General features: G+C 73.2%; 4 protein-coding genes. All 4 read right to left on the bottom strand.

What is annotated here, in order from left to right; genetic code table 11:
- Positions 1-33: 33 nt before the first annotated feature.
- The 4 genes from HG542_RS05275 to fabD are packed head-to-tail and all read right to left on the bottom strand — an operon-like array spanning position 34 to position 22263.
- Positions 34-19152: an SDR family NAD(P)-dependent oxidoreductase gene (locus HG542_RS05275; RefSeq protein WP_176606244.1), complete on the bottom strand. Its 19119-nt coding sequence runs from the start codon at positions 19150-19152 to the stop codon at positions 34-36.
- Positions 19149-21119 (bottom strand): asparagine synthase (glutamine-hydrolyzing), encoded by a 1971-nt coding sequence (gene asnB / locus HG542_RS34350; RefSeq protein ID WP_176606243.1) that lies wholly within the window; start codon positions 21117-21119, stop codon positions 19149-19151. Before asnB ends, HG542_RS05275 begins: the two co-directional genes overlap by 4 nt.
- Positions 21107-21379 (bottom strand): phosphopantetheine-binding protein, encoded by a 273-nt coding sequence (locus HG542_RS05270; protein WP_171078844.1) that lies wholly within the window; start codon positions 21377-21379, stop codon positions 21107-21109. The genes asnB and HG542_RS05270 overlap by 13 nt, the downstream gene beginning before the upstream one ends.
- Positions 21380-21396: 17 nt before the next feature.
- On the bottom strand, positions 21397-22263 hold the full coding sequence (fabD, locus tag HG542_RS05265; protein WP_171078843.1) for an ACP S-malonyltransferase: 867 nt from the start codon (positions 22261-22263) through the stop codon (positions 21397-21399).
- Between the last annotated feature and the right edge of the window lie 82 nt (positions 22264-22345).

Here is a 22345-nt window from a genome sequence, read left to right as displayed (position 1 = left end):
TGGGGGTTCCTCAATCAGTGGGGACGGAGTTGGTCAACCGACGTGCTCGGTCAGCCACTGGTGGACGGCTGCGGCGGTGGTGGCGGCGTCCTCCTCGAGCATCGAGAAGTGGTTGCCGGTCACCTCGCGGCGGGTGTGCGGCAGGTGCCAGTCGGGCCGCCAGTCCGGCAGGCCGTCGCCGAGCACCTCCTGCAGGCACTCCTGCTGCGCAGCGACGAACAGGGTCGGGACGGCCACCGGACCGGGCCGCCAGCCGTCGAACAGCTCCGCGTACCAGGCCATGGCGGTGAGCTGGTCGTCCTCGACGGGCAGTTGCGGGAACTGGTCGACCAGCCGGCGCGTGATCGTGGCCATGCCGCGGCACATCCCCGTACCGGTCGAACCCGGGGAGTCCAGCAGGACGAGCGCGGCCGGCGGGGTGCCCAGGGCCTCCAGCCTCCGGACCGTCTCGTGGGCCATCCAGCCGCCCGACGAGTACGCCGCGAGCGCGAACCTGCGCCCGGCGAACCGCTGTTGCAGGGTACGGGCCAGCCGGTCGGCCGCCGCCTCCGCGGTCTGCGGCAGCGGCTCGCCCGTGCCGTAGCCCGGCAGGGCGGCCGTCCACACCTCGCGACGGTCCCGCAGCGCGCCGGCGAACTTCAGGAACTGGTACGCACCGGTGGGCGCGATCAGGGACGGCACGCAGACCAGCGGGAGGTCGCGGGCACCGTCCGCGAGCCGCATGGTCTCCGGCTCCGGGCCGCCGGTCTCGTACGTCGGCCGGAGTTCCGCGGCCGCCGTCAACAGCGTGCTGATCCGCTCCAGTTTGCCCGCGCGGGCCGCCGTGCGGAACAGCGCGCCGAGCCCCTGCGCCGCGGGCGCCGGTTCGGGGGCCGGTTCGTAGGCCGGGGCGGCGGCGGGGACGTCGGGCCGCAGCCGCGCGACCAGCGCATCGACGCGCTCGCCTCCCTCGGCGAGGAAGTGCTCCGCGAGCGCCTCGACCGACTCCGCGTCGAAGAGCAGCGTGGACGAGACCTCGCCCAGGTCCTCGCGGAGTGCGTTGGTCAGCTGCAGGACGAGGATCGAGTCCATGCCGTAGTGCGACAGCGGCACCGTCGCGTCGATCTTCTCCGCGGGGATGCGGAGAGTGTCCGCCGCCTTCTCGCGCAGGTAAGCGGTCAGCGTCTCGCCGCGGTCCGCGACGGGCAGTTGCGGCGCGGGCTCGGGAGCCGGCGGGGTCGCAACGGGAGCCGGAGCCGGAGCCGGAGTCGTGGGCGCGGGCACCGGTGCCGGCGCTGTCGTCGCATCAGCCGCCGGCAGGGCGACCCGCTGGCGCGCCACCCCGTCGCTCTCCGCCGCGATGATCCGCTGCCCCAGCCCGTCCGCCTCCGGCAGCATGAAGACCACCGACGGGAAGCCCTCGCCGTGCAGCACGTCCCGCCAGCTCTCCGGCGACAGCGCGGGCGAGCCCGGGATGCGCAGCGGCGCGTCCTCGAACAGCCACCAGCCTTCGAGCAGGCCGAACGTGAGGTGACTGAAGACGTCGAACTGCGCGAGCTCGTTCAGCAGCAGCCAGCCCCCGTCCCGCAGCGCCGCCTTGGCGTTGCGGAGCGTGTTGCGGGTGTCGCTGGTGGCGTGCAGGACGTTGGCGGCGATGACGAGGTCGAAGCTGCCCGCGGCGATGCCCTGGCCGGCGAGCGGCTGTTCCGCGTCGAAGCGCGTGCACGTCAGGTACGGCACGTCGGGCCCGTACTCGGAACGCGCGCGGTTCAGGAACGCCTTGGACAGATCCGTGTAGGTGTAGGTCTCGATGTGCTCCTGGAACGGACGCAGCGCGGCGAACATCCCCACGCTCGTGCCGCCCGTGCCCGCGCCGATCTCCAGGATGCGCAGCCGCGCACCCGGCTCGCGGCGCAGCCGCTCCGTCACCACGGACACCGCGGCGTCGGCCATGGCCCGGTTGTAGGTGTCGGCCACCCGGTTGTTGCGGTAGCAGCCCTCGACGAGCTCGACTGAGCCGCGCGGGAACATGACGTCCGTGGGGCGCGTGCGGCCGGTCAGGATGTCGGGCAGGGCACGCAACGTGGCGTCGACGAGCGCGAGTTCGGCCCTCTTGTCCGGGTCGGCGGACCAGGCCGCGCGGCGCTCGTCCCACTCGCGGGTGACGACGTCGAGCGGCGGGGCCGAGTCGGGGGACATGCGCAGCGCGTGGTCGAGCCAGGTGGTGTACCGGTCGAGGATTCCGGCGCGTTCGCGCGACGCCACCGTGTCGGCGCCGAGCGCCTGCAGGTGGGCGCGGGTCATCCGGGCGAGGATCGGGTCGCGTTCCGCCGCGCGCCACTCGGCCATCGCGCGCAGCGTCTCGCGCGCCTCCGGCGCCGCGGGCCGTGCGGTGACCGCGTGGGCCGGGATGTGCTCCGCGGTCCGCCCGTACACCGTCGTCCGCGTCGCGGGATCGATCGCTTCGAGGGCGTCCAGTCCGGTCACCTTGACGAAGCCGGCCTGCGCCTGCGGTCCGGCGAGGAGCGTGCCGAGGGCCGCCATGCCCTCCGGCGGCTCGATCGACAGCAGCCCCCAGCGGGCCATGTGCTGCCGGTGGAAGTCGGAGGCCGCACTGCCGATGCTGCCCCACCAGCCCCAGTTCATCACCTTCACCGGGCAGCTCCAGTGCCGGGACAGCAGGTGGGCGTAGGAGTCGCTGAAGGTGCAGCCGGCCGCGTAGTTGCTCTGCCCGGCCGCCGTGCTGAAGGACTGGAGCGAGGAGAAGAAGAGGACGAAGTCGAGCTGCTCGTCCGCAAAGGCCCGGGCCATGGCGGCACTTGCGTCGACCTTGGCGGCCAGGGCCGCGCGGAAGGCGGACTCGTCCATGGCGGCCAGGGTCTGGTCGCGCAGCACGAGCGCGGCCTGGATCACGCCGTCGATCCGCCCGTACCGGCTCTTGACCTCGGCGTGGGCGCGGCGCAGTGCCTCCGGGTCGGTGGCGTCGGCCGAGATGTAGTGGACCTCGCCGCGGCCGCGGATCCCTCGCAACTTGGCTTCGACGGACGCGTCATGGGCCCGGCGCCCGATCCACACCACGCGGGCGCCGTGGCGCTCGACGACGTGCTGCGTCCAGGCCGTGCCCAGGCCGCCCGCGCCGCCGATCACCACATACACGCCGCCCTCGCGGTACGGGGCCGCGGGCGCGGGGGCCGTGGCGCACGGGGCGAGCCGGCGGCCGAGCCACTGGCCCGAGCGGAGCGCCCAGGTGTCGCCGTGCGAGTGCGCGGGCAGTGCCGTGAGGTCCGCGGGCCAGACGGTGTCGTCGAGGTCGGTGCGGCGCACGGTCCAGTGCGTGTACTCGCGCCCCAGCGAGCCGAAGAGGCCGTGCAGTCCGGCGTGGGCGGGCCGGACGTCCTCGCCGGTGTGCGTGACGAGGGCGCGTCGCGTGACCAGCGTGATGCCCAGCGGGCGGGCGTCGTGGCCCGTCCGCACCAGGGCCTTGATCATGCGGAAGGCCGCGATGACGCCCTCCTCCTGCGCGGCGACGAAGCCTGCCGCGTCGCCCGGCTCCGGCGCGGTGCCGGGGGCGATCCACACGAGGTGGTCGAGCGGGCCGCCGGCCTGCAGGGCGCGGGCGATCTCGTCGACCGACGCATCCGGGCCGAGGTCCCACGTCCGGGCGTCCGGGTGGTCGAGCGCAATGGCCGCGCGCTGGGCGTCCGTTCCGCCGACGACCAGGACGCGGTCCTGCCGGGCAGGGACGCGCACAGCGTCCTCGGCCGCCGGGACCGTGTCCCACACGGGCGCGAAGTACGCGGGCACCGGGGCGGGGGAGCGGCGCGAGGCGTAGCCGGTCATACGGACGCACACCGCGCCGTCCGCGTCGAGGAGATCGATGTCGAGCCGCTCGACCGTGCTGCCCGCGGAACCGGTGTCCGCGGTGCGGACGACGGCCCACATCGAGGACGTGCAGGGGGCGAAGACGTCGAGCCGGTCGAGGGCGAAGGGCACCGTGGTGTCCTCCGAAGTGCCGCCGAGGTGCAGGGCCATGGAGGCCTGGATGGCCGAGTCCATCAGCGCCGGGTGCAGCACGTACTCCGCACCGCCGTCGGCCGCGGCCGGGAGGGCGAGCCGGGCGAGCACGGTGCCGGGGCCGGTATGGGCCTCGGCGATCGCGCGGAGCGCCGGGCCGTGGCTGATGCCCATCGACACGAGCGCCTCGCCGATACGGGCCGCGGACACGGGGGTTGAGCATGCGGCGCGCAGGGCCGCGAGGTCGGCGCGCGCCGGGCGCGGACCGGTGTTCCGGGCCACCCGGCCCTCGCTGAACACCGTGGCGTCCGCGGTCACTTCGAAGGAGACCCCGCCGTCGTGCGCGGGCTTCACCCGGACGTCCACCTCGACGGGCGTGCCGTCGCAGACGAGCGGCCGCACCCAGGTGACGTTCCGCATCGTGAGGGGTTCCGCGGCTGCGGCCCCGAGCGCGCGGGCCGCGGCCTCGCGGGCCATCTCCAGGTGGGCGACACCGGGCAGGACCCGGCGGCCGTGCACCAGATGGTCGCGGAGGACGGACTCGTCACCGGTCAGCGTGACGGGGGCGTGCAGCGCGCGCTCGTCACCGGCCGGCATCACGGGAGTCTGCGGCAGACCCCGGGCCGACCCCTCAACAGCCGCAGCCGGCACGGGCCGTGCCGACCGGCGCGGCGGTGTCGGTGCCGCCCAGTGGCTCTCGCGGGCGAACGGGTAGGTCGGCAGCGGGACACGGTTGCGGTCGCCCGCGGCGAACAGTGCGTCGTGGTCGAGCGCGGCGCCCCGCACATAGACCCCGGCGAGTGTCTCCAGGTCGTTGCGGTACGCGGGCGACGCGGGGGAGCCGAGGCGCACCGCCTCCGCCGCCGGCCGGGAGCTGCCGGCGGGCATCGGCTCGCCGGTGAACGCCCGGGAACCGGACAGGCCTTCGTCCAGGACCGTCAGGAGCTCGGCGCGGTCGCGGACGACGCACGCGAAGCGGTGGCCGAAGTGCTCCCGCCCGGCCAGGAGCGTGTAGGCGATGTCGCCGCATTCCAGGGCCGGTTCGCGGCGCAGGTGCGCCGCCAGGCGCGTCACCTGCTGCGCGAGCTGCTCGCGCGAGTGTGCCGACAGCACGATCAGGTGGGCGGTGCGCGGGGTCCGTGCGCGCAGCGCGGCCGGTGCCTCCTCGATGACGAGGTGCGCGTTCGTCCCGCTCGCGCCGAAGGAGCTCACCACGCCGCGGCGCGGACCGGCGCCGGGCGCCTCCCACTTGCGGGTGCGCGTCGGCAGGTAGAAGGGGCTGGCGGCCAGGTCGACGGCCTCGTTGGCCGCCTCGAAGTGCAGGGACGCGGGGATCTGCTCGTTCTTCAGCGCCAGCAGCACCTTGAGCACACCGGCGACACCGGCCGCGTGCTGGGTGTGGCCCAGGTTCGTCTTGACGGAACCCAGCGCGCAGTAGCCGGTCCGGTCCGTGCCCTTGCGGAACGCGCGCGTCAGCGCCTCGAACTCGATCGGGTCGCCGAGCTTCGTGCCCGTGCCGTGCGCCTCGACGAGCTGGATCTGCTCGACGTCGATGCCGTAGGCCGCGTACACCTCGCTCAGCAGGCTCTCCTGCGACACCGAACTCGGCGCGGTGATCCCGTTCGTCGCGCCGTCGTGGTTGACGCCGGAGCCGTTGATCACGCCGTGGATGTGGTCGCCGTCGGCCAGGGCGTCCTCGAGCCGCTTGAGGACGAGGACGCCGACGGCCTCGCCCGGGACGAACCCGTCGGCGCGATGGTCGAAGGCGTGGCAGCGGCCGGTCGGCGAGAGCATCCCGGCGCGCCCGGCCAGGTCGTACAGCCGCGGCGTGCTCTGCACATAGACGCCGCCCGCCAGGGCCATGCTCGTCTCGCCCGCCCACAGGTCCTTGCACGCCAGGTCGATCGCGACGAGCGAGCTCGAACACGAGGTGTCGACCGCGATGGCGGGGCCCTTGAGGTTGAGGAAGTACGAGATGCGGCTGGGGACGAAGGAGGCCGTGTTGCCCCAGAAGGCCTGGGCCGGGGCGTTCTCGCCGACGAGGGTCTGGTAGTCGCCGTCCCAGCAGCCGACGTAGACGCCGCAACGGCGCTCGTTCATCTGCCGGCCCGCGTAACCGGCGTCCTCCAGTGCCTTCCAGCACTCCTCCAGCAGCAGCCGCTGCTGCGGGTCCATCACGGCGGCCTCGACGCCGGAGATGTTGAAGAACAGCGGGTCGAACTCGTCGATGCCGTCGAGGAACGCACCGCGGGTGCAGCGCGCGCCGTCGAGGTCCCAGCGGGTGGCCTCGGTGACGAGGTCGTCACCGGCCGCCAGATGGGCCCACAGCTCGTCGGGCGAGTCGGAACCGGCGAACCGGCCGCTCATCCCGACGATGGCGATGGGCGTGCGCCGCCCGGTGCTCCGCGGGGCGGGGGCGGAGGCGGGGACGGGGACAGGGACGGGGGTGGCCTTGCGGTGCTCCGCGAGGACGTGCGCGGTGAGGCGGTCGGCGGTGCTGTGGTCGTAGACGACGCTCGTCGAAAGGTCGAGCGACAGCGCCTCGTTGAGCTCGTGCACGACGCGGACGGCGAGGATGGAGTCCAGGCCGTAGTCCGCGAAGGCGAGGGCGCCGTCGATCTCGTGCTCCTGCATCGCGAGCGCCTTCGCGAGCGTCTCCCGCACGAGGCGCGGGAGTTGCTCGTCCAGGTGCGTGACGTTCATGGTCTCCTCCGGCTCCGCGGCGGGCGGAGCGGACGTGATGGTGCCGGTCGTGGCGCTGCCGGCCGGGACGTTGCCGGCCGGGACCGGGGCGAGGTCGCCGATCCAGTAGCGGTCGCGCGCGAACGGGTACGTGGGCAGGGCGATCCGGCGGCGCGGCGTCGTCCCGGGGTCCAGGGCGTGCCAGTCGAGGTCGGCGCCGTCGGCCCAGAGGGCGGCGAGCCGGTCGAGCTTGCCCGCGCGGCCCCAGCGGGTGGCGAGGAACTCCTGGAAGTCCTCGTCACCGGCGATCTCCGCGAGGAGGCCGCGGGTGTGCCCGGCGGTGCCGCGGTGGACGCCCGCCGCCGTGTCGCCCTCGGCGAGGAACGCGCGGAGGGTGCGGCACAGTTCGGCGCTGGACGAGGCGACGGTGGCCAGGCGCTCCTTCATCGCCTCGCGCCCGGTCCGGAGCGTGAAGGCGAGGTCGGCCACGGGGACGTCGTTCTGCTCAAGGTGACCGGCCAGCCGTGCGGCCGCGTCGTGGAGCTGCTCCGGCGTGCGCGCGGACAGGACGACGAGGTGCTCGCCGCCGCCGTCCGCCGGGACGGCGGGTGCTTCGAACTCCTCCAGGATCACGTGGGCGTTGGAGCCGCCCGCGCCGAACGAGGAGACCGAGGCGATGCGCGGCCCGTCGGCCGGCTGCCACGGTGCGAGCTCACGTTGCAGGAAGAACGGCGTCCGCCCGAAGTCGATGTTCGGGTTGGGGGTGTCGGCGTGCAGACTCGGTACGAGCTGCTTGTGCTGCATCTGCAGGACGACCTTGGTGAGGCCCGCGATGCCCGCGGCGGCCTCCAGGTGTCCGATGGTGGACTTCACGGAGCCGAGGGCGCAGAACTGCCGGTCTGCCGTGTCCTGTTCGAAGGCCCGGGTCAGGCCCGTCACCTCGATCGGGTCGCCGAGCTCGGTGCCGGTGCCGTGCGCTTCGACGTAGCCGACCTCGCGCGCCGAGACGCCTGCGCGCGTCAGCGCGTCGCGGATCAGCTCCGCCTGGGCGCCCGGGCTGGGCACCGTGTAACCGTGCGACCGGCCGCCGTGGTTGATGCTCGTCCCACGGATCACCGCCAGCACGCGGTCACCGTCGGCGAGGGCGCGCGACAGGGGCTTGAGCAGGACGGCGCCGACACCCTCGCCGGGGACGAACCCGTCGCCTCCGTCGCCGAAGCTGCGGCATTCGGGGCCGGCGGCCAGCATGTTCGAGCTGCACAGCTCGATGTAGTCCAGCGGGTGCAGGTAGAGGTTGACGCCACCGGCGATGGCGAGTTCGCACGCGCCCTGGTGCAGGTGCTCGCACGCCTCGTGGATCGCGGTGAGCGACGCCGAGCACATCGTGTCGAGCGTCAGGCTCGGGCCGCGCAGGTCCAGCACGTACGAGGTACGGGCGCTGAGCGAGGCGAAGGAGAGGGCAGGGACGACGGTCTCGCCGGAGGGCAGGCGGGCGGGGGCGTGCCGCGCATGACCGGACTTGGTGACGCCGGCGAACACGCCGACGCGCCGGCCGTGACGGCGGGCGAGCTCGGCGCGGGCGTACCCGGCGTCCTCCAGCACCTCCCAGGATGCCTGCAGGAAGAGCCGCTCCTGCGGGTCCATGGCGTACGCCTCGCGCGGCGAGATCCGGAAGAACAGCGGATCGAAGTCGGCGAACCCGTCGAGGAACCCGCCCCACTTGCTGTAACTGCGGCCGTTGGCGACGGCGGCCGACCGGTCGGCCTCGAAGAACCCGTCGAGCGACCACCGGTCCGCCGGCACGGTGCCGATGCCGTCGCGGCCGGCCGCGAGGTTCTCCCAGAAGGCGGCGAGGTCGGGGGCACCGGGGTAGCGGCCGCTCATACCGATGACGGCGACCGGTTCGCGGTCCGTGGGGGGTGCCTCTGCAGTTGTGCGGCCGCGGGTCGGCTGTGATTGCTCGCGCAGTTCCCCGCGCCCCTGACGGGGTGACACGCCCGTCCACTCCTGCGCCTCCGGTGCGTGCTTCTCCACCAGGTGCGCCGCTACCGCGCGCAGCGTCGGGAACTCGTAGAACAGTGTCTTCGAGACCTCCCCGAACACCGCCGCCAGCTCCCTGTTCAGCTGCAGCACCGTGATCGAGTCGAGGCCCGCCGAGCCGAGTTGCTCGTCCGGGTCCACTGCCCCCAGCTTGGTGACCCGCGCGTACAGCGCCGTGAGGAGGCGGAGGGTCTCCCGGGTCAGCCGGTCGGACGGGGCGGTGGCGGCAACCGGCTCCGGCTCCGACTCCGGCCCCAACGCCCTTGCCGGGTCCCCGTGGTGGACCCACACCCGGTCGGTGCCCAGTGCCCACGCGTCCGTCAGGGCCGCGAGGCCCTGCGGCGACGGCATGGGGGACAGGCCCCGGCTCTGCCACAGGTAGGCCAGGCCGGCCTCGTCGACCGTCATGCCGCCGTCCTTCCACAGCGGCCACGCCACCGACAGCGTGCGGCCCGAGCACTCCCCGGCCGCCACGCGCGCAGCGCGCCCCGCGGCGAAGGCGTCGACGAAGGCGTTGGCCGTGGCGTAGTCCGCCTGCCCGGGGTTGCCGGTGACCGCGGCGCCGGAGGAGAAGGCGATCAGGAAGCCGAGCGGCGCACTGCCGATCGCGCGGTCCAGGTTCACCAGGCCCGCGGCCTTCGGTGCCAGTACGTCCTCCCACTCCTCGGCCGTCTTGCGCGTCAGCAGCGCATCGCGGATCACTCCGGCGGAGTGGATGACACCGTGGATCTCCCCCGCCGTCTCCCGGACGTGCGCCACCACGTGGCGCACCTCCTCCCAGCGCGAGACGTCCGCCTGTTCGTAACGGGCGTCCGCCCCCGCGGCCCGGAGTTCGCCGACGAGCGCGTCGATGCGCGCGTCCCGCGCGGACCGGCCGGTGAGGACGAGCACCGGCCGTGCCACGTCCTGCGCGATCCGCCGTGCGACGACGGCACCGATGCCGCCCGCGCCGCCCGTGATCAGGTAGACGCCGCCGTCCCGCCACGGCACCCCCGCACCGCCACCCGGCTGCGGCGCCACCGCATCCCAGGTGCACACGGTGCGCACGCCGCCCCGGTAGCGGACGAGACCGTCCTCCGCCGCGCCCGGTGCGTTCTCCGCGGCGATCGCGGCCACGTCCGCGCCCGAACGGGCCCCGCCCTCGAGGCAGATGACCTGGCCCGTGAGCCGCGGGTGCTCCAGCGTCGCCGTCCGCAGCAGCCCGCCGAGCGCGAGATCGACCGGCTCGTCCGTCAGCACCTGGACGAGCGTCCTGCCCTCCTGCGCCTCGGCGGCGAGATCCCGGACGATGCCGAAGACCTGGCGCGAGACGTCCGTGAAGCGGCTGTCGGTCCGCTGCCGGGACGTCTCCACCGGCACGCAACGGACATCGTCCAGCGCACTTCGCGCCGACACCAGGCTCCCGCAGAGGATCACCACACGGCGGTCGGCCCCGGCCGCCGTCGCACCCGGTCGCCGCTCCGCCCAGCGGGGCGTGAGGAGCGTCGTGCGCGCCGTGGGAACAGCCTTCTCCTGGCCGGGGATCCAGTACCGCTCCCGCGCGAACGGATACGCCGGCAGATGCGCCCGCCGTGGCGTCCTCGCCCCGTACAGCGCACGCCAGTCCGGCACGTCCCCCGCGAGCCAGCGGGCGAGCACCGTCCCCGGCTCCGCCGTGCGGCCGCCGTCGCCCGCGAGGAACGCGCGGAGCCGCTCGGCGAGTTCGCCGTGCGAGGCCACGACCCAGCCGGCCCGCTCGGCCATCGGGGCGCGCCCCGCCTGCAGGGTCCAGGCGATCGAGGCGAGCGCCGCCGGGCGCTCCGTCGTCTCCAGGTACTGCAGCAGGCCCGCCGCCCGGTCGCGCAGCTGCTCGCCCGTGCGGGCCGAGAGCGGCACGACGGCGGTCGTCTGCGCGGCGTCGTCGTCACGGACGTCGCCGTCCGGTGTGTACTCCTCCACGACGACATGGCAGTTCGCACCGCCGAAGCCGAAGCTGCTCACACCCGCACGCCGCGGTGCGAGGGCACCGTCGCGGTCGCGGGGGCGCTGCCAGGGTTCGTTCTCGCGCACGATGTGGAAAGGCCCTCCGTCGAGCTGGATGTAGGGGTTGATCTCGCGGCAGTGCTGCGTGGCGGGAAGCACGCCGTGCCGCATCGCGAGGAGCACCTTGAGGAAGCCGGCGATGCCCGCCGCGGCCTCCAGGTGGCCGATGTTCGTCTTCACCGAACTCAGCCCGCAGGTGCCGCGGTTGCTGCTCCCGAGCCGCCGGAACGCGGTCTGCAGCGCGCGCACCTCGACCGGGTCGCCGAGCGCGGTCCCGGTGCCGTGGGCCTCGATGTAGCCGACGGTGTCGGGGTCCGTGCCGCCCATGGCCGCGGTGACGAGCTCGGCCTGGGCGTCCGCGTTGGGCGCCGTCAGGGAGTTGGCCCGGCCGCCGTGGTTCTCGGCGCTGCCGACGATGACGCCCAGGATCGCGTCGCCGTCCCGCTCGGCCGCGGCGAGAGGCTTGAGGACGACGGCGCCGACGCCCTCGCCGCGCACATAGCCGTCCGCGTCGGCGGAGAACGTCTTGCAGCGGCCGTCCGGGCTGAGCATCCCGGCGCGGTGCGCGCTGACGAACGTGTCGACGCTCAGCAGCAGGTTGACCCCGCCGGCCACCGCCACGTCGCAGGCCCCGGAGCGGATGGCCTCGACGGCCCGGTGCACGGCGACGAGCGAGCTCGAACAGGCCGTGTCCACGGGCTCGCTGGGGCCGCGCACGTCGAGCACGTACGAGATGCGGTTGACGAGCATCGAGTGCGCGTTGCCCGTCGAGGTGAACGCGTCCGGCGGCGTGCCGTACGCCGTGAGGAGGGTGGCGTAGTCGGTGCCCGAGACGCCGAGGAACAGGCCGGTGTTCTTCGGCAGGTCCGCGGGCGTGTACGCGCTGTCCTCCAGCGCGTTCCAGACCGTTTCGAGGGCGAGGCGGTGCTGCGGGTCCATCAGCTCCGCCTCGCGCGGGAAGATCTGGAAGAAGCCCGCGTCGAAGGCGTCGACGTCGTCCAGGACCCCCGCGTGCCGCGGGAAGTCGGACGCCTCGACGGTGGCGCGGTAGGCGGCGTCGTAGCGGTGCAGGGGGAACTCCGAGACGGAGTCCCTGCCGTCGACGAGGTTCGCCCAGTACGCGGCCAGGTCGGGGGCGCCGGGGAAGCGGCCCGCGGCACCGATGACGGCGATGCGGAGCGGCCCGCCGTCCGGCACGGGGGCGGGGGCGGCCGCCGGTACCTCGGCTTCGACGATTTCTTCGACCGCCGGCGTCGGCCCATGCGCACCCAGGTCCGCGACCAGATGCCTGCCCAGCGCGTCGAACGTGTTCACGTCGAAGAACGCCGCGGGGCTCAGGTCGGCGCCGAGCCGCTCCCGCACCTGCTTGGCGAACGACACGAGCGAGATCGAGTCGAAGCCGAAGGCGTCGAACGTCGTGTGTACGTCCAGCTCGGCGGCCTCGAACTTCAGGATGCCCGCCGCGATGTCGCGCAGCTCGTCCACCACGGAGGCGAGCACGCCGTCCGCGGGGGTCCGGGAGGCCTGCACGGGCTCGGTCGCCGCAGCCACGGCAGCCGTCTCGTCGCAGTCCACCCCGGTGAACTCGCCCAGCACCGCACCGTCCCGGCCCAGCAGCCGGATGCGTCCGGCGGCGAACTCGCAGAGCACATAAGCCGTTTCGGCGGCGTCGCCGTACAGCCGCACCTCGCCGATCCGGCGCGGCGCGGCCTGCGCCGCGAGGCGGACCGCCTGCGCGACGGCGGCGAGGACGAACGGCGGGAGGGTGACGTTGCGCCGGGCGTGGTCCCGCTGGAGCTCCGGTGCGGCGACGCCGAGGACGATCCGGCCGTCCCGCAGCCGGTACGCCCCGGTGAGGCCGGAGGACAACGGCTCGTACTCCGTGCCGCCCTCGGCCAGTTCCGCCAGCGCCTCCGCCTTGCCGAGGGTACGCACCGCGGTGGCCAGGGAGAGCTGCTCGGGAGCCGGCGCGAGCCGGCCGTCCCCCGGCCGCACGGTGAACTGCGCGACCGGCACGCGTGCGCCCGACGCGTCCTCCGCCGACACGGCACCGGAGGCCGTGCCGTCACCCGTGACGGCGAACTCCGTGACCAGGCGCTCAGTTGCCGTCCAGTCGGCCGGGCCCGTCATGCGCAGGCCGCTCACCACCGCATCGGCGGCGAAGCCCGAGACCCTGGCCGCGGCGAACGCCGACTCGACGGCGAACGTCGGGACGATCCCGGGCGTCCGGCCGTGCTGCAGCCCGTAGTCGGCGAGGTCGCCGAGGTGGACGTCGAGGACGTAGCGCAGCCCGTCGACGTCGGACTCGTTGCGCCCGAGCAGCGGATGCACCTTGTCGCGCAGGGCGAGCGGCGCGAGCACGGACGGTGCGCCGTCCTCCTGCTCGACCCAGCAGCGCACCCGCTCGAAGGGATAGGCCGGGAGGGAGACGCGGCGCTGCGGGCGGGAGTCGTCCAGCAGGTCCCAGTCGGTCCGCCTGCCGCCCACCCACGCGGTGGCGAGCTCGCGTGCCGTCGCCGACCGCGGGTCGTCGCCCGCGAGGGCGGCGGCGAGGTCGCGGTCGCCCGCGAGGTAGCGGCCGATCGCCTCGGCGGCCGTGTGCGCGTCCTGCGCCAGGAAGGCCCAGCGGCGCGGGAGTTCGTTCTTGCCCACGCGCAGCGTGAAGGCGACCGCGGGCAGGTCGGCCTCGTCGACTCCGGCCAGGTACGCGCGGAAGCGGGTGAGGTACGCGGCGAGCGCCTCGTCGGTCATCGCGGAGAAGACGAACAGCTCGGCGCGCCCGTCGTGCTCGCGGCGCGGGGCGCCGGCGGCGGGCACGTACTCCTCCAGGACGATGTGCGAGTTCATCCCGCCCGCACCGATCGAGGTGAGTCCGGCGCGCCGCGGATGGACGACCGTGCGCCCGTCCTCGGTCGTGGTCACCGGCTCCCACGGGGCGAGTTCGCGCTGCACCCGGAAGGGCGTGGCGGCGAAGTCGATGTCCGGGTTGAGCTCGGAGCTGTGCAGCGACGGCACGAGCGTGCCCTCGCGGAACTGCAGGAGCACCTTCGCGAGGCCGACCATGCCGGCCGCGTGCAGCAGGTGGCCCATGTTGGACTTCACCGAGCCGAGGGCGCAGAACTGCGTGGCGTCCGTGTGCTTCCGGAAGGCGGTGGTGAGCGCCTTGACCTCGATCGGGTCGCCGAGCGAGGTGCCCGACCCGTGGCCTTCCACATAGCCGATGGTGCGCGGGTCGACGCCCGCGTCGTCGATGGCCTTCTCGATCGCGCGCGCCTGCATGTGCGGGTTCGGGACGGTGAACCCGTTGCGCACACCGGCGTTGGACAGGGCGGTGCCCTTGATGACGGCGTACACGTGGTCGCCGTCGCGCTCGGCCTCGACCAGCGGCTTGAGGACGACGGCACCGACGCCCTCGCCGAGGATCGTGCCGTCCGCACCGAGGCCGAAGCTGCGGATCACGTCCGAGGTGGCGGTCGTGAAGTGCTCCTGCGACGAGGAGACGAGGTTGTACGGGTGCAGCAGGAGGTTCGCGCCGCCCGCGACCGCCATCCGGCACTCGCGGTTGCGCAGCATCTGAACGGCCTGGTGCACGCACGTCGACGAACCCGAGCACATGGTGTCGAGGAACACCGACGGGCCGGTGAGCCCGTAGAAGTACGACAGCATGTTGGGGAGCGTCCCGGTGTAGCTGCCGCTCGCCGGGGCGCCGCGCGTGAGGTTGTTCTGGAAGCCGTACAGGTTGTAGTGGTTGCTCATCGTGCCGACGAGCACGCCCACGTCGCCCTGGTACTGCCGCTGGATCGTCTCCCGCGAGTACCCCGCATCCTCCAGCGCCTCGACGCCGGCCTGCAGGAAGAGCCGCACCTCCGGCGACATCCGCTCGGCCTCGCGCTTCGAGACGCGGAAGTAGCGGGGGTCGAACTCGTCGATGCCGCGCAGGAAGGTGCCCGTGCGGATGACGCTCTTGCCGAGGACATCGCGGTCGCGGCTGTACAGCGCGTCGTGGTCCCAGCGGTCGCGGGGGACTTCCTCGAAGCTGTGGCGGCCCTCTTCGAGGACGGACCACAGTTCGTCGAGCGTCTCGGCACCCGGGTAGCGGCCGGAGATGCCGATGATGGCGATGTCGTGGTAGTCGTCGCGCGCGGCGGTCGTTTCACCCTGCGTGACCCGCGGGGCGGCGAAGCGGGCGCGCCGCTCCACCGGGGCTGCGGGGGCCGCAGGGGCCGCGGGAGCCTCCGGGGCCTGCGCGCCGCCGAGGACGGATTCGAGCTTCTCGCGGTGCGCCTCGGCGAAGTACCCGGCCACGCCTTCGACGTTCACGTACTCGAAGAAGATCGTCTTCGAGAGCGGGCCGAAGACGTCCTCCAGGCGGCCCGTCGTCTCCAGGATGCTCAGCGAGTCGATCCCGTACTCGACGAGGTTGACCGCGGGGTCGATCGTCTCCGGGTCGCGGTGCAGCACCTCGCCCAGAATGCGCTTGAGGAAGACGGCCGTTCGCTCCTCCAGGCCGCCCTCGGCGATGGGCTCCGCGACGACCGCGGACACCGGCGCGGTCACGGTGCGCCCCTCGGGCGCCATGGTCGCGTCCGTTCCGTACGCCACGACGACGTGCCCGGGCCCGTCGGCCAGGGCGCCGCCGAACACGCGCAGGCCGGGTTCCGTCGGCAGCGGCTCCCAGCCGCGCTGGCGGCGCATCGCCTCCTGCGTCACGGCGTCCGCCGTCATCCCGCCGTCCGCCCACAGCGGCCAGCTGAGGGCGACGGTGCGGCCCGATCGCTCGCCGACGTCCGCCAGCGTCCGCCGGTGCCCGGCGAACGCGTCCAGGAAGGCGTTGGCCGCCGCGTAGTCGGACTGCCCGGAGTTGCCGTAGACACCCGCGACGGACGAGAAGACGACGAAGAAGTCGAGCCCGAGGTCGCGTGTCGCCGCATCGAGGTTGAGCACGCCGCGCACCTTCGGCGCCATGACGGCCGGAAGGTCGTCCGCGTCCTTGTGCAGGACGTACGCGTCGCGCAGCACGCCCGCCGCATGGACGATGCCGTCGAGCGAACCGTGCTCGCGCAGGATCGCGCGGACGGTGCGTTCGACGTCCGCCTTGTCGGTGACGTCGGCGGGGACGAAGTGGGCGTCGACCCCGGCCTCGCGCAGTGCGGCCAGGGCCGCCTCGTCGGCGGTCCTGCCGCTCAGGACGACGGTGGTGCCCGTGCAGCGCCCGATGTAGCGGGCGAAGTGCCGTCCCAGGCCGCCGAGTCCGCCGGTCAGCCAGTAGACGCCGCCCTCCTTCAGCGGCGGGACCTCCGGGCCGGCGCCGAGGTCGACGTCGACGGGGCGCCACGCCTGGCGGGTGCCGTCCGCCGTGTACCGGATCTCGGCATCGGATGCGATGTCCGCGGCCTCCGCGCGGAGAACGTCCGCCAGCCGCCGGGGAGTCGCGGTGCCGAGGTGGGGGACGCGCACCACGCGGCCGGAGACGAGCGGGTTCTCCAGGGCGACGGTGCGGAACAGACCGGTGAGCGGGGCGTGGAAGTGCCGCGGCACCCGGTCGTCGACGAGGACGACGCAGCGCTGCGCGGTACCGGGCCGGGACGCCACCAGCTCCTTCACCCGCGCGAACACCGCGCCCAGCACGGCGTCCGCGCCGTCGGCGATGCGGTCGGGGGTGACGTCGGGGAGGCGCGTGAGCGCGATGCCGTCCGCGGGTTCGGCCGCCTTGCCGGCGACGAAGCCGTGCAGCGTGGCGGCGGCGCCCTGTTCGGCGGGCACATCGGTCCACTCGCACGTCGCCGTGACGACGCGGCCGGTCTTCTCGGCGACCGTGCGCTGCACCAGGCCGCGCAGCCGGACGGCGACGACGCCGTCGGCGTCGCACAGGTCGATGTCGAACGTGTCGAGCACGCCGCTGCCTTCGCGCCGCCGCACCCGGGCCCACGTGTCGGCCGGGCACGGCCCGTGGACGTCGAGCTCCTCCAGCGTGAACGGCAGGACGGGACCCCGGGCCGGGGCGTCCGCCGTCTCCGCCATCAGCACCAGCGAGGCCTGGAAGGCGGCGTCGAGCACGCTCGGGGGCAGCACGGCACCGTCGTCCGGACCCGCCTCCGCGGGCCGGGCGACACGGGCGAGCAACTCCCCGGACCCCAGGTGGATTTCACGCAGACCGCGCATGGCGGGCCCGTACTCCAGGCCCTGCTCGCGGAAGGCGGCATAGACGTCCTCGGCGGCGCGCGACGTGGGGCACGCGGCGCGCAGGGCGTCGAGGTCGAGCGTCACCGGCTCCCCGGGCGTGCCCGGTTCGGCGGTGCCCCGGCTGTGGACGACGGCCGACGGGTCCTGTGCCGACGGGCCGGAGTACACCTCGAACGCGATCCGGCCGTTCTCGCCGGGCACGAGCCCCACGTGGACGTCGACCGGTGCCGCGCCCGCGACGAGCGGCCGCAGCCACGCGACGTCCCGCAGCCGCACCAGTGCCCCGTCCCCGGCGGCGTACTCCACCGCCGCGCGGGCCATCTCCGCGTACGCCACGGCGGGCAGCACGCGGGCACCGCGCACCTGGTGCGCGGCCAGGAACGGTTCGTCCCCGGTGAAGGACGAGCTGTAGCGCTGCTCGGAGAGGTCGGAGGTGTTGCGGTGCACGAGCGGGTGCAGCACGGCCTGCTGCCCGGGCGTGGCCTCCGGCACCCGGAACCAGTGCCGCTCGCGCGCGAACGGGTAGGTGGGGAGCCGCAGCCGGCGCCCGGTGCTGCCGAGTCCGGCCCAGTCGACGGTGCCGCCCCCGGCCCACCGGGTGGCCGTCTCGTCGGCGATGCCGTGGGCCTCGCCGTCGCCCAGCGTGCCGGCCACGAACGAGGCGAGCGCGGTGCGCAGTTCGGCCAGGTCCGCGACGACGAACGCCACGCGGGCGGGCATCGGTTCGCGGCCGGTCTGCAGGGTGTGGGCGATGTCGGCGAGGGCCTGCGGCGGGCGCAGGGCGGCGGCGACCTCGTCGCCGGGCTCGGGTGCACGCAGGTGGTCGAGGAGGGCGCGGGCGACGGCGCGCAGCCGCTCGGGGGTCTTGGCGGAGAGGGGGACGATGTGCGGCCCGTCCTGCGCCTCGTGGTGCTCCTCGCTGCGGTGCTCCTCCAGCACGACGTGGGCGTTCGTCCCGCCGAAGCCGAACGAGCTCACGCCCGCGCGGCGCGGGGCGCCGCCGGCCGGGGCGGTCCACGGCCGGGTGCCGCCGACGATGTCGAACGGGCTGCCGTCGAGCTTGATGAGCTTGTTCTGCACCTCGAAGCCGGCGGTGGCGGGGAGCGTCCCGGTCGCGAGGGCGCCGATCACCTTGGCCATCCCGGCGACGCCCGCGGCGCCCTCGAGGTGCCCGATGTTTGTCTTGACCGAGCCGATGCCGCAGGTGCCGGGCTCCGGTTCGGTGCCCTGCGCCGCGTGGAGGTTCGCGAACGCCCGCTTGAGCGCGACGATCTCGATCGGGTCGCCGACGGGCGTCCCGGGCCCGTGCGCCTCGATGTAGGAGACGGTCTCCGGGCGGATGCCGGCCCGCTCGTAGAGGCCCTGGATCAGGTCGGCCTGGGCCGCCGGGTTGGTGACCGTGAGCGAACTGGTCTTCCCGCCGTGGTTGGTGGCGATGCCCTTGATGACGGCGTGGACCGGGTCGCCGTCCTCGACCGCCTGCGCGAGCGGCTTCAGCAGCAGGACGGCGCCGCCCTCGCCGCGCACGTAGCCGTCGGCGCCCTGGTCGAAGGCGCGGCTGCGGCCGGTGCGGGAGAGCATGCTCGCCTGGCTGAAGGCGACGAAGTGCTTCGGCGACCAGGCCAGGTTGACGCCGCCGGCGAGCGCGAGGCCGCATTCGCCGTTCTGCAGCGCGGAGACGGCCTCGTAGACCGACACGAGCGAGGACGAGCACGCCGTGTCGTTGGTGATGCTCGGCCCCTGGAGGTCGAGGACGTACGAGATGCGGTTGGCGATGATGGAGTACGCGGTGCCGGTGGGGAAGTAGACGTCGGTCTTGACGCCCTCGCGCTCCATGAGCTCCGCGTAGTCCGCGTGGCACACGCCCATGAAGACGCCGGTCTTCGTGCCCGCGAACTCGCTCGCGCGGTATCCGGCGTCCTCGATGGCCTTCCAGGCGAGTTCGAGGGCGAACCGCTGCTGCGGGTCCATGCTCTCCGCCTCGCGCGGGGAGATGTTGAAGAACGAGGCGTCGAAGCAGTCCGCGTGCTCGACGAACCCGCCCCAGATGCTGCTGGTCTTCTCGGCACCGCCCTTCGGATCACCGAACCAGCGTTCCTTCGCCCAGCGTTCGGCCGGCACCTCGGAAATCAGCGACCGCCCGGCGACAAGGTGCTGCACAAGCTCTTCGAGGGTGTCCGAGCCGGGGAATCTCAGGGCCAGGCCGATGATGGCAATGTCGTTCGTGCTCATGCGCCCCGCCTGTCCACGATGGTGTGCAGTTTCAGCTCGGCATCCGACGGGGTGCCCATCACGTCTTCCCTGTTCCTCACGAATTGCCGGTGGAGGACGGCCGTCGACAGCAGGTAGACGAATGCCTGGTCCTCCTTGGTGCTGATCTCCGCGTCGGGGGTGGACATCACCTTGTCCACGAGCTTGCGGGCGAAGACCGGGTCGACGCAGTCGAGCTGCTTCAGCTCCGTGTCGGAGAGCAGGAGTTCCAGGTAGTCGGGCCGCTGCGCCTTGAACACGGCGCTGCCCGGCGCCTTGTAGGGCTGCTTGCGCCGGGTGATGCTCACCTCGGGCAGCTCGCCGCGGAACGCCTTCTTGAGGATCTCCTTCTCGGTGAATCCGTCGTCGAACCGCAGATTCACCGATGCCGCCGCCCGCACGACCGCCGGGTCGAGGAACGGGCACCGGTTCTCGACGCCGTGCGCGAGGCCCATGCGCTCGCCCTGGGTCGAGAGGAGATATCCGGGGAGCAGCGTCTTGTACTCCAGCCACTGCGCCTTCTGCACGGCGGACAGCGCGGCGTAGTCCGGTGTGGTGCGGACGAGTTCGAGAAGGTCCGCGAAGGGCTCGGCACGGTCCCGCACCAGGCGGGCGGCGAACCGGCCGTTCTGGTAGCGCAGCTCGTGCGAGAAGAGGCCGGGCAGCTGCTCCACGGAGAACTGCCGGAAGAGCCCCGCCATGTGCTTCTGGTGGGCCGGGCCGAAATGCGCCAGCTCGGGGTGGAGATCGGCGAGCTTCGCCTTCCGTTCCTCGTCCGAGAGCTCGTTCCAGGACGCGCGCAGCAGCGTCTCGCGGAACAGCGAATAGCCGAGGAAGGCCTCGTCGGCGCCCTCTCCGCTGAGGATCGTCTTGATGCCGGCCGTGCGCACATGGCGCGACAGCAGATACATGGGGACGAACGCGGTGCGGAACGCCGGGACTTCGGCGTGGTAGACGGCCGACGGGAAGGCCTCGGCGATGTCGGTGCCCGACACGGCGATGGACGAGTGGCGGGTCCCCAGGTGGGAGGCCACGATCTGCTGACTGCTCGACTCGTCGAAGGTGCGGTCCTCGAACTCCACCGAGAACGTGCGCACCTCGTACGGCGAGAGCTCCGTCGCGAGCCGGGTCACGATGGACGAGTCCAGGCCGCCGCTCAGATAGACGCCGACCTCGACGTCGCTGCGCAGCCGCAGTTCGACGCTCCTGCGGAGCGTCTCGCGGACGAATGCCGCCGCCTCGTCCTCCGAGCCGCCGAACGGTTCCGCGGTGACGCCGAGTTCCTCGTAGGTGTGCAGTGCGCGGTGCTCCCCGCGCACGGTGAGGACGCTGCCCATCGGGAGCTGGCGGACGCCCCGGAAAGGGGTGCGGTCGGGCAGCGGCGTCCACACGGAGTAGATCGTTTCGAGCTCACGGGGGTCGAGCTCGAAACGGAATCCGGGGAAGGCGCGGAAGGCCTTCATCTCCGAGGCGAACAGGAAGGCGCCGGGGCGGTCGGTGTAGAAGAGGGGGCGCTTGCCGTAGCGGTCACGGGCCAGGAAGAGCTCGCCCGACTCCGCGTCCCGGATCGCGAACGCGAAAGCGCCGTTGAAACGCGGCAGGCAGGCGGGCCCCCACTGGATCCAGGACTGCAGGACCACCTCGGTGTCCGAATGGGTGCGGAACGTCCGGCCGAGGCGCTCCAGTTCGGCGCGGAGTTCGAGGTGGTTGTACAGCTCACCGTTGAAGCAGATCCAATAGCGCTCCGAGGCGTCCGGCATCGGCTGCTGCCCGGAGGCGAGGTCGACGATCGCCAGCCGGACCATGCCCATCGCGATGCCGTCGTCGAGGTAGTAGCCCGCCTCGTCCGGCCCGCGGTGACGGATGTGCGACAGCATGGCCGTGATGGTCTCGGGTGCCGCGGCGCCGCCCTGGAGCGACGGCGCGACGAATCCGGCTATCCCGCACATGCAGCATCCCCTTGGCGTTCGGAGAGCTTTCCGGCCACGAAGCCGTCGATCGCGTCGAGCGAGACGAAGACGCTCGTGAGCATGTCCTCGTCCGAGATGGCGATCCCGAACTCGTCCTCGAGGAAGCTCATGAGCTGGATGTAGCCGAAGGAGTCCATGACTCCGGCCTTGAAGAGGTCGCTGCCGGATGTGACGTCGCCGCCGAACTCGACCAGGAAACGGTCCTCGATGAACTGCCGGATCTTTTCTGTTCTGTTCATGTGTGTCACGTCCTGTTTCAGGCGGGGGAGAAAGAGGGGGAGGAGGCGCGGATGCCGTCGACCATGCGCAGCAGGGACCTGCCGCCCACCTCCTCGCATTCCAGCGGGGTGTCGTGGGTGAGCAGGCCGCGGATGCTGTCCGTCCAGCGCACCGGCGCGACGAGCTGCTCGCTCAGGGTCCGGACGATCGCGCCCTTTTCGTACGGGCGCCCGGTCACATTGGCGATCACCGGGGTCGTGGGCTCCGCGAAGGCGAACTGCCCGAGGAATTCCTCGAAGGCGGCACGCGCCGGTTCCATGTAGCGCGAATGGAACGGGGCGCTGACGCGCAGCGGGACGCAGCGCACGTCCCGGCGCCGCAGCGCCGCCTGCGCGTCCTGCAGCGCGTCGGACGGGCCGGCGATGACGAGCTGGGTGTCGGTGTTGTAGCCGGCCACGTCGATCCCGGCGACGCCGTCCTGCGCGAGGATCTCCCGCAGGCGCTCCTCGGGGGTGTCCATGACCGCGGCCATGCCGCCGCCGGACGCGGCGGCCATGAGCTCGCCGCGGCGCCGGACGAGCCGCAGGCCCGTCTCGAAGTCGAAGACCCCTGCGGCCAGCAGGGCGTTGTACTCGCCCAGGCTGTGGCCGAGATAGCAGTCGGCCCGCCGCTCCTCGCGGTGCGCGCGCTCGAAGGTGTGCAGGGCGTTGACGGTGTAGAGGGCGGGCTGGGTGTACTCCGTGTGCGAGAGCAGGCCGTCGGGGTCGTCGCGGCACAGGGCGACGAGGTCGTAGCCCAGGACGTCGCAGGCGAAGCGGGTGAGCCCGGGGTAGCGGTGGAAGACATCCGCTCCCATCCCCCGGAACTGTGCGCCCTGTCCTGGAAAAAGAATCGCGAATGGCATGGGGGCTTGGTGGTCCCTGTCTGCTGTGCGGTCTGCACCGGGGTCCGGTCCGGTGCAGTGTCCGGCCGGCGGTGGGGGGTCG

It is taken from the genome of Streptomyces morookaense, from assembly GCF_013030945.1.
GTDB classification, from domain to species: domain Bacteria; phylum Actinomycetota; class Actinomycetes; order Streptomycetales; family Streptomycetaceae; genus Streptomyces; species Streptomyces morookaensis.
The sequence above is the reverse complement of the archived record's forward strand: the minus strand, read 5'-3'. Positions and strand labels throughout refer to the sequence as shown.